Below are 7,728 nucleotides of genomic sequence, written 5' to 3'. Positions count from 1 at the left end.
CCTTTTTCTTCTCNAGAGCNTTTTTCTTCTCTAGAGCTTTTTTCTTCTCTAGAGCCTTTTTCTTCTCCAGAGCCTTTTTCTTCTCTAGAGCCTTTTTCTTCTCTAGAGCCTTTTTCTTCTCTAGAGCCTTTTTCTTCTCTAGAGCCTTTTTCTTCTCTAGAGCCTTTTTCTTATCCAGAGCCTTTTTCTTATCCAGAGCCTTTTGTTTTTCCTGAACCTTTGCCCGCTCCCTATCTCGGAGTTGCTGTAGTTCATTTTCACTAATCACACGAGCTTGAATACTTTTTGGAGGCAACTTAACTGTTTGCTCGTTACTACTCTGCCAATTGAAAAAGAATGCAGCAATGACCAATATATGAACAGCAACACTAGCAATCAGAAACTTTCGATTTTTTACCTCTATCGCCTCGCCTAACAAGACCTTAAGGAGTTTAAAGTTTTCCGTTGCACGCTTATCTGAAGACTTTCCACTTGCTCCCTGCTTTTTCAAAGCACGAGCTTGAGAATCTTTAGCCGTGTTTTTCTTCATGGGTCCTCAGTGATCAATCCGACATCTTTCGCACCGGCATTCTGTAAAGCAGCCATCAGCTCAACCACAACTCCGTACTCTACATGCCTGTCTCCTCGCACAAGAACACTAGTAGAAGGTTCGTGTTGAAGAATAGAGCTTACATTTTTTAGTACGACCTGAAGCTCTAAAGGTTTCTTGCTTGATGATGTCATTTCCATATAGTAAGCACCGTTTGAGTCGACCGTCACGACAATCGGCTCGAGGCTTTTAGCACTTTCTACCGGGTCGCTATCAAGTAAGGGTAAATCAATCTTGATCCCCTGAGTCAGCATTGGTGCTGTCACCATAAAGATAATAAGCAGCACTAGCATCACATCGATATAGGGAACAACATTTATATCGGACATGGGTTTACGCTTAGATCTAGGCACCGTTATCAGCCTCTATTAGAAGTATTATCAGCAACACCGTCTTTTGCACTTCCTGCACTTGAATGAATATTTCGATGAAGAATACTCGAGAACTCATCAGCGAAAGTTTCATAGCTTGTATAAAGCGCATCAGCCCTTGCCGAAAACCTGTTATAAGCAACAACAGCAGGAATTGCTGCGAATAGCCCCATTGCAGTAGCAATTAGTGCTTCAGCAATACCTGGCGCTACCGTCGCCAAGGTCGCTTGCTGCTGCTGAGCAAGCCCGAGAAAAGAGTTCATAATCCCCCAAACTGTGCCGAACAGACCAACATAAGGGCTTGTAGAGCCAACTGTTGCCAAAAATGGCAGATTGGAGTCAAGTCGTTCACCCTCTCGCGAAAGCGCTACACGCATTGATCGCTGCGTCCCCTCCATCACGGCATCGGCGTCTACGCCGGCTTGTTGTTTTAAACGGTTAAATTCCTTAAACCCCGATTTAAAAATCAATTCAAGCCCACTACTCGCAGCCGACCCGGAACTTCTTTTGTACAATTTTCCTAGATCCATGCCGGACCAAAACATATCCTCAAAATTATGCTGCTGCGCATTAGCCTGTCTGAAGAAACTAGAGCGCTGGAATATCAGATACCAGGATATTATCGACGCAAGCAATAATGCCAACATAACCAACTGCACAATAAAACTTGCATCAAGAATCAAACCAACAATCGAAATCTTTTCCTGCACTTATTTTCTCCAGGTAATCTGCCAAATCTAGGCACAAAATACGGTAATAGCTGACTAACTTTGTAACCCTGTTGAACTCAAGGCTTGCTTCAGGCCTTCGGGTAGCGCTCTCGGCTTGTTATCAGGCAATGATACACAAGCGACCTTAACATTCCCCTCAACTAGCCGCCTACCAGATGAGTCTTCAACAAACTGTTCAAATTCTATATAAGTTCTTTTTAGAGACGAAACCGAAGCAGTAACATTCAGTATTTCATCAAGTTTGGCGGGGGCCAGGTATCTAACATCAAGGCTATGCACTACATAACTGATTCCTTCTTCGAAACCAGCCCGAAGCTCAAACCCTAAACTTCGAATAAACTCCGTTCTAGCACGCTCAAAATACTTTAAATAATTAGCATAAAACACGACGCCGCCAACATCAGTGTCCTCTATATAAACGCGTATTGGCAGACTGAATGCTTCGCTAGAACATGTCATATCACGCTCCGCCGCTGAGTTCGGCGGGTGCTTTCAAACCAAAATGCTGCCATGCTTTTTGTGTTGCCAGACGACCGCGCTGCGTTCTTGCCAAATACCCTTGCTGAATCAGGTAAGGCTCCAAGACATCCTCAACCGTGCCTCGCTCCTCACTAATTGCTGCCGCCATGCTTTCTACGCCAACCGGGCCGCCAGCAAATGTTTCGAGTACCGCGAGTAGTAAGCGCCGATCCATTTGATCCAAGCCTTTTGCGTCAACGTTGAGCATACTTAGGGCTTTATCAGCATTGTTCTTATCCAAGACACCATTACCTTTAACCTCGGCGTAGTCTCTTACTCGCCTTAGCAATCGATTGGCTATCCGGGGCGTCCCTCTGGAACGACAGGCTATCTCATCGGCTCCACCCTGTTCAATCTCTAATCCGAGTAACTGGGCTGAACGACTAACAATGGAGCTCAAATCCTGGTTATTGTAGAACTCAAGACGCTGAACGATCCCAAATCGGTCTCTTAACGGAGAGGTGAGCAAACCTGCTCGCGTGGTTGCACCAACAAGCGTAAAGGGAGGTAAGTCGAGCTTGATAGACCTTGCAGCCGGACCTTCACCTATCATGATATCGAGCTGATAATCTTCCATTGCCGGATATAAGACTTCTTCAACTGAAGCATTCATTCGGTGAATTTCATCAATGAAAAGAACGTCTCCTGCTTCCAAGTTTGTCAGCAATGCAGCAAGATCACCGGCTTTTTCAAGAACAGGGCCAGAAGTAGACTTAATATTGCTCCCTAGCTCATTTGCAATAATATTCGCTAGCGTTGTTTTACCTAGTCCAGGCGGACCGAAAATAAGCACATGATCCAGCGCTTCTTGCCTTTTACTGGCTGCTTGAATAAAGATATCCATTTGCTCTTTAACAGCGGGCTGCCCAACATAGTCACTTAAAGACTTAGGCCGAATCGCTCTATCTTGAACATCTTCACTCACACCACCAAGCTCGGCAGCTTGAGCGGCAATAATACGATCTGCTTCAATCATGTACATTCCAAACAGGAAACATCAATCTGGGCGTGGCCGTAATGACACACCAAGAACTTACTATGAAAGACAGTTTACAGATCAATCCAAGGGACTAAAGTTAAAAATATGTTAGACCTCGCCGACCTATAAGCCTGGTGCTACAACATTCCTTTTAGTGCAGCTTTAAGAAGAGACTCTAGGGTTTGCCCCTCATGACGCACTGATTTAATAGATTTCGCAGCATCTTGAGGCTTATAACCCAAGGAAATCAGCGCCGCTTCGGCTTCACCTTCGATATCGCTAACACGCGCTAGAGGCATATCAAGCTCAGAAATTGACACATCACCACCCTCAGGAACAAGGCCTTTAACCTTATCTCTCAGCTCTATCAACAACCTTTCGGCCGTTTTCTTGCCAATACCTGGTAGCTTCACCAACGTAGAAACATCATCATCAGCTACGCAGCGAGCTAAAGATGCACTATCTAAACCAGATAGAATAGTTATCCCCAACTTTGGACCAACACCGTTAACCTTTATGAGAACCCTGAACATGTCTCGGTCTTTCTTATTCAAGAAGCCATATAACAATTGAGCATCTTCGCGAACAACAAAATGAGTATATAGGCTCACGCTAGCGCCCGCCTCAGGCAAAGAAAAAGACGTAGAAATTGGTACCTCGACTTCATAACATATGCCCGACACATTTAATAAAACACTCTGGGCACCCTTCTCTTCGACTATTCCTAGCAATTTACCAATCATCTAAATTATCTACCTTATTTACTATTGATTTCCCATTTTGTCGCCTTAAGCAAATCAGTCAATAACTACCGCATACGACCACCGCGACTTTGACTAACACCAGAAACTTGCAGCAACAGCTTCTCACTATTCGCATGGCAAATTGCTATTGCCAAAGCATCTGCTGCGTCTGCTTGAGGTGAGCTTTCAAGCTTTAACAGGTGCATAACCATTAACTGGACTTGAGACTTATCTGCCCCCCCCTTACCAACAACCGCTTGCTTGACCTTTCTAGCCGAATACTCGTTAACTTCGAGCCCTGAATTCGCGGCTGCAACAATGGCTACGCCACGTGCCTGACCAAGCTTAAGCGCTGAAGAAGGGTTCTTGGCCATAAAAACCTCTTCGATTGCAAATTGATCCGGTTGATACTGCTGAATGAGCTGTCCAACGGCTTGAAATATAACTAACAGACGGTCGGAAAATGCTCCATCCCCGGTACGAATACAACCACTTGCAACATAAGATAAACGCCCCCTATCCTTCGAAATAAGCCCGTAGCCGGTTACTCGTGAGCCGGGATCTATACCTAGTATCAGGGACATACTTCTAAACCTTTTGATTGTTAATCAGTATCAAGGCGGTAAAACCGCCTACCATTATGCCAGGTAATATTCTGGTACGAATCGGAAGAAAAAATGCCTTTAATCAAACTCAAATCTTCATTTCTAAATGGCCTCAAAGCGCGCGTTGAGGGAAGATCTGTTCCAAACATCAAAGCATTAGGATTAATCAGCACCATCTCTTGAAGGCGCTTAATAGGGTCAAAATCGACTCGACCAAAGCCGCAAACTTTTACATAAACGCCATGCCTTAATAAATCATCTACAACAGGAAACGATGACTTCTCCATACCCATGTGATCAATACATACCTTAGGCAAATTCTTGATCAAATCTTGAAGATGATATAAACCTTCAGATGAAATATATAACTCAATATGCCAACCACACAAGTCATAAACTCGTTGTGCGAAATAGCATAGATAGCCAACCCGCTCACTTCCACCCCGAAAGAGGTTAAAGCGAACCCCCCTTACTCCGGCAGCATCGAGTTTTAATAGTTCACCATCAGAAATATCATGTGGAACCTGCGTAACCCCGACAAAATTATTAGATCTTGAGTTTAGTAAGGCAAGCGCCGAAAGTAGATAGCTCTGATCAAAAGCCTGAAAAGAGCCTGAAACAACGACACCACTCTTGATATTAAGCAGTGAGACACGTTCAAGATATTGTTCTACATCAAAGTCATCTGGTAAGAAGCCGTGATTAGAAACTAAGGGAAATCGACTATCAATTATATGAAAATGAGCATCAAAAACTGACAACTAAGCACTCCCAATGTAAAGGACGGCTCTTATGATACAGAACATCACCAATGGATCGAAGTTGCCTTAGAAAAATAGATAAACCAAACCAAGCTTTAGCTCATCAAGCACTTATCAAGTTCAGCTAATAAAAAGAAAAGAAATCAGTGCGGTGGGTTTAGCAGAGCTAAACTCTCACCGCACAAATTAGATATAAAGCTTAAATTTTAAGCTTTATTCTCAGTTTCTTTAGACTTAACACGAATGTGAAGTTCACGAAGCTGCTTATTATCAACTTCGCCAGGAGCCTGAGTTAACACACAGGTTGCACTTTGTGTTTTAGGGAAGGCAATCACTTCACGAATAGACTTAGCGCCAGTCATTAACATCACTAGACGATCCAAACCAAAGGCCAAACCACCATGAGGAGGACAACCATATTTTAGGGCGTCTAATAGGAAACCAAACTTATTTTGGGCTTCTTCGTCATCGATACCAAGAATCTCGAAAACAGTTTTTTGCATGGTGCCGTCATGAATACGAATTGAGCCACCGCCTAATTCACAACCATTCAAGACCATATCATAAGCTCTTGACAAAGCGGTTGCCGGATCTTGCTTCAACTCTTCAGGTGAGCACGATGGAGCAGTAAATGGATGGTGAATAGCTGTTAAACCACCGTCATCTAACTCCTCAAACATTGGGAAGTCCACTACCCACATTGGCGCCCACTCACAAGTATAAAGATCAAGGTCCTCACCGATCTTGCATCGAAGTGCACCAAGCGCTTCGTTGACAATTTTCTCTTTGTCAGCACCAAAGAAGACGATATCGCCATTTTTAGCACCCACCTTTTCCATAATGGATAGGGCAACATCTTCACCCAAGAACTTAACAATTGGTGATTGTAGGCCTTCAGCGCCTTTTTCAAGTTCGTTAACCTTGATCCAGGCCAAGCCTTTCGCGCCGTAAATACCAACGAACTCAGTGTATGCATCAATTTGCTTACGAGATAATGATGCACCGCCATCGACCTTAAGCGCAGCAACACGGCCTTTAGGGTCTTTTGCAGGCCCAGCAAATACTTTAAATTCTACAGTTGCCATTAAGTCAGCAACATCCACAATCTCTAAGGGAATACGTAGATCCGGTTTGTCACTACCATAACGGCTCATTGCCTCGGCGTAACTCATTTGCGGGAAGTTACCAAGCTCGACATCAAGCAAATCTTTGAACATTGAGCCAACTAAAGACTCCATCATGCCCATCAATTGATCTTCTTCAATATAAGAACACTCGACATCTACCTGCGTAAACTCAGGCTGACGATCAGCACGAAGGTCTTCGTCACGGAAGCACTTAGCAATCTGGTAGTAACGATCAACACCCGACACCATTAGTAGCTGCTTAAATAACTGCGGCGACTGCGGCAATGCAAAAAAGTTACCTTGATGAGTACGGCTAGGAACCAAATAGTCTCGCGCACCTTCTGGTGTAGCTCGTGTAAGAATAGGCGTTTCAACATCCATAAAGTCCAACTTATCCAAAAAGTTACGGATATAGTTAGTTACCTTAGAGCGGAACACAAGCTTGTTAAGCATCTCTGGACGACGCAGATCCATAAAACGGTACTTTAGGCGAGTGTCTTCGCCTACATCCACGTAACCATCTAGCGGGAATGGTGGTGTCTCAGCTTCATTCAATATCGTTAATTCTTTACCCAGTATTTCAATCTTACCAGTGGGCATATTTTCATTAACGGTGCCTTCTGGGCGAGCACGAACAAGGCCTTTTATCTGCAGTACCCATTCACTTCTTGCTCTATCAGCTAACGCAAAAGCCTGCTCGGTATCTGGATCTATAACAACTTGAGCCATACCTTCACGATCGCGCATATCTAGAAATATAACACCCCCATGGTCACGACGACGGTGAACCCAACCGCAGAGAGTCACTTCTTGACCGATATTATCTTCATTAACCGAACCGCAATAATGGCTTCGCATAAACTATTCTCACTTAATTCTAAATACTGATTAATTGTTAATTATCTTTGTTAAATCGCTACTTTATCAGGCTGCTGAAGAGCTTTCACTGCCTTTAGATTTAGAGCTATTCTCATTCTTTGAGTTGCACAGGTTTTTCTTATTTCCTGTTTTAAAATCTGTCTCATACCAACCTGACCCTGATAACCTAAAACCAGCAGCGGATATACGCTTTGAAAAAGTACTTTCGCTACACTCAGGACAATCAGTTAATGGCTTATCACTCATTTTCTGTAAGACATCTTTTTCAAAACCACAAGATTTACACACATATTCATAAATCGGCATTATTCATTACCACCTATATAAATCTTTCTTTACATACTTATTTAAAACATGACATCTAAATCACATAACAGCCATGACTACGCAAAATCGGCGCACAGTATATACAATCTAAATATTA

Annotated in this window: 9 protein-coding genes; all 9 read right to left on the bottom strand. The window is 43.4% G+C overall.

The window, feature by feature from the left end:
- Window positions 1-525: 525 nt before the first annotated feature.
- The 9 genes from tolR to A3729_RS10460 all read right to left on the bottom strand — a co-directional run bounded on the left by tolR (window position 526) and on the right by A3729_RS10460 (window position 7,610).
- The gene (gene tolR, locus A3729_RS10500; RefSeq protein WP_068511022.1) at window positions 526-918 is read right to left on the bottom strand and encodes a protein TolR; all 393 of its coding nucleotides are present in this window, start codon (window positions 916-918) and stop codon (window positions 526-528) included.
- 29 nt (window positions 919-947) lie between these two features.
- The gene (gene tolQ, locus A3729_RS10495; protein ID WP_068511024.1) at window positions 948-1,670 is read right to left on the bottom strand and encodes a protein TolQ; all 723 of its coding nucleotides are present in this window, start codon (window positions 1,668-1,670) and stop codon (window positions 948-950) included.
- 54 nt (window positions 1,671-1,724) lie between these two features.
- The gene (locus A3729_RS10490) at window positions 1,725-2,150 is read right to left on the bottom strand and encodes a YbgC/FadM family acyl-CoA thioesterase (protein WP_068511027.1); all 426 of its coding nucleotides are present in this window, start codon (window positions 2,148-2,150) and stop codon (window positions 1,725-1,727) included.
- 1 nt (window position 2,151) lies between these two features.
- Window positions 2,152-3,186: a Holliday junction branch migration DNA helicase RuvB gene (gene ruvB / locus A3729_RS10485; RefSeq protein ID WP_068511029.1), complete on the bottom strand. Its 1,035-nt coding sequence runs from the start codon at window positions 3,184-3,186 to the stop codon at window positions 2,152-2,154.
- Window positions 3,187-3,326: 140 nt separating this feature from the next.
- Window positions 3,327-3,932 (bottom strand): Holliday junction branch migration protein RuvA, encoded by a 606-nt coding sequence (gene ruvA / locus A3729_RS10480; RefSeq protein ID WP_068511030.1) that lies wholly within the window; start codon window positions 3,930-3,932, stop codon window positions 3,327-3,329.
- Between the two features lie 65 nt (window positions 3,933-3,997).
- Entirely contained in the window at window positions 3,998-4,516 is a 519-nt protein-coding gene (gene ruvC / locus A3729_RS10475; protein ID WP_068511032.1) for a crossover junction endodeoxyribonuclease RuvC, read from the bottom strand.
- Between the two features lie 20 nt (window positions 4,517-4,536).
- Window positions 4,537-5,298, bottom strand: coding sequence for an amidohydrolase family protein (locus A3729_RS10470; RefSeq protein WP_068511034.1), 762 nt, complete (start codon window positions 5,296-5,298; stop codon window positions 4,537-4,539).
- Between the two features lie 206 nt (window positions 5,299-5,504).
- Window positions 5,505-7,283, bottom strand: a complete 1,779-nt coding sequence (gene aspS / locus A3729_RS10465; protein ID WP_068511036.1) for an aspartate--tRNA ligase — start codon at window positions 7,281-7,283, stop codon at window positions 5,505-5,507.
- Between the two features lie 66 nt (window positions 7,284-7,349).
- Entirely contained in the window at window positions 7,350-7,610 is a 261-nt protein-coding gene (locus A3729_RS10460; protein WP_068511038.1) for an FmdB family zinc ribbon protein, read from the bottom strand.
- Between the last annotated feature and the right edge of the window lie 118 nt (window positions 7,611-7,728).

The sequence above is a fragment of the Oleiphilus sp. HI0043 genome (assembly GCF_001634935.1).
The sequence above is the reverse complement of the archived record's forward strand: the minus strand, read 5'-3'. Positions and strand labels throughout refer to the sequence as shown.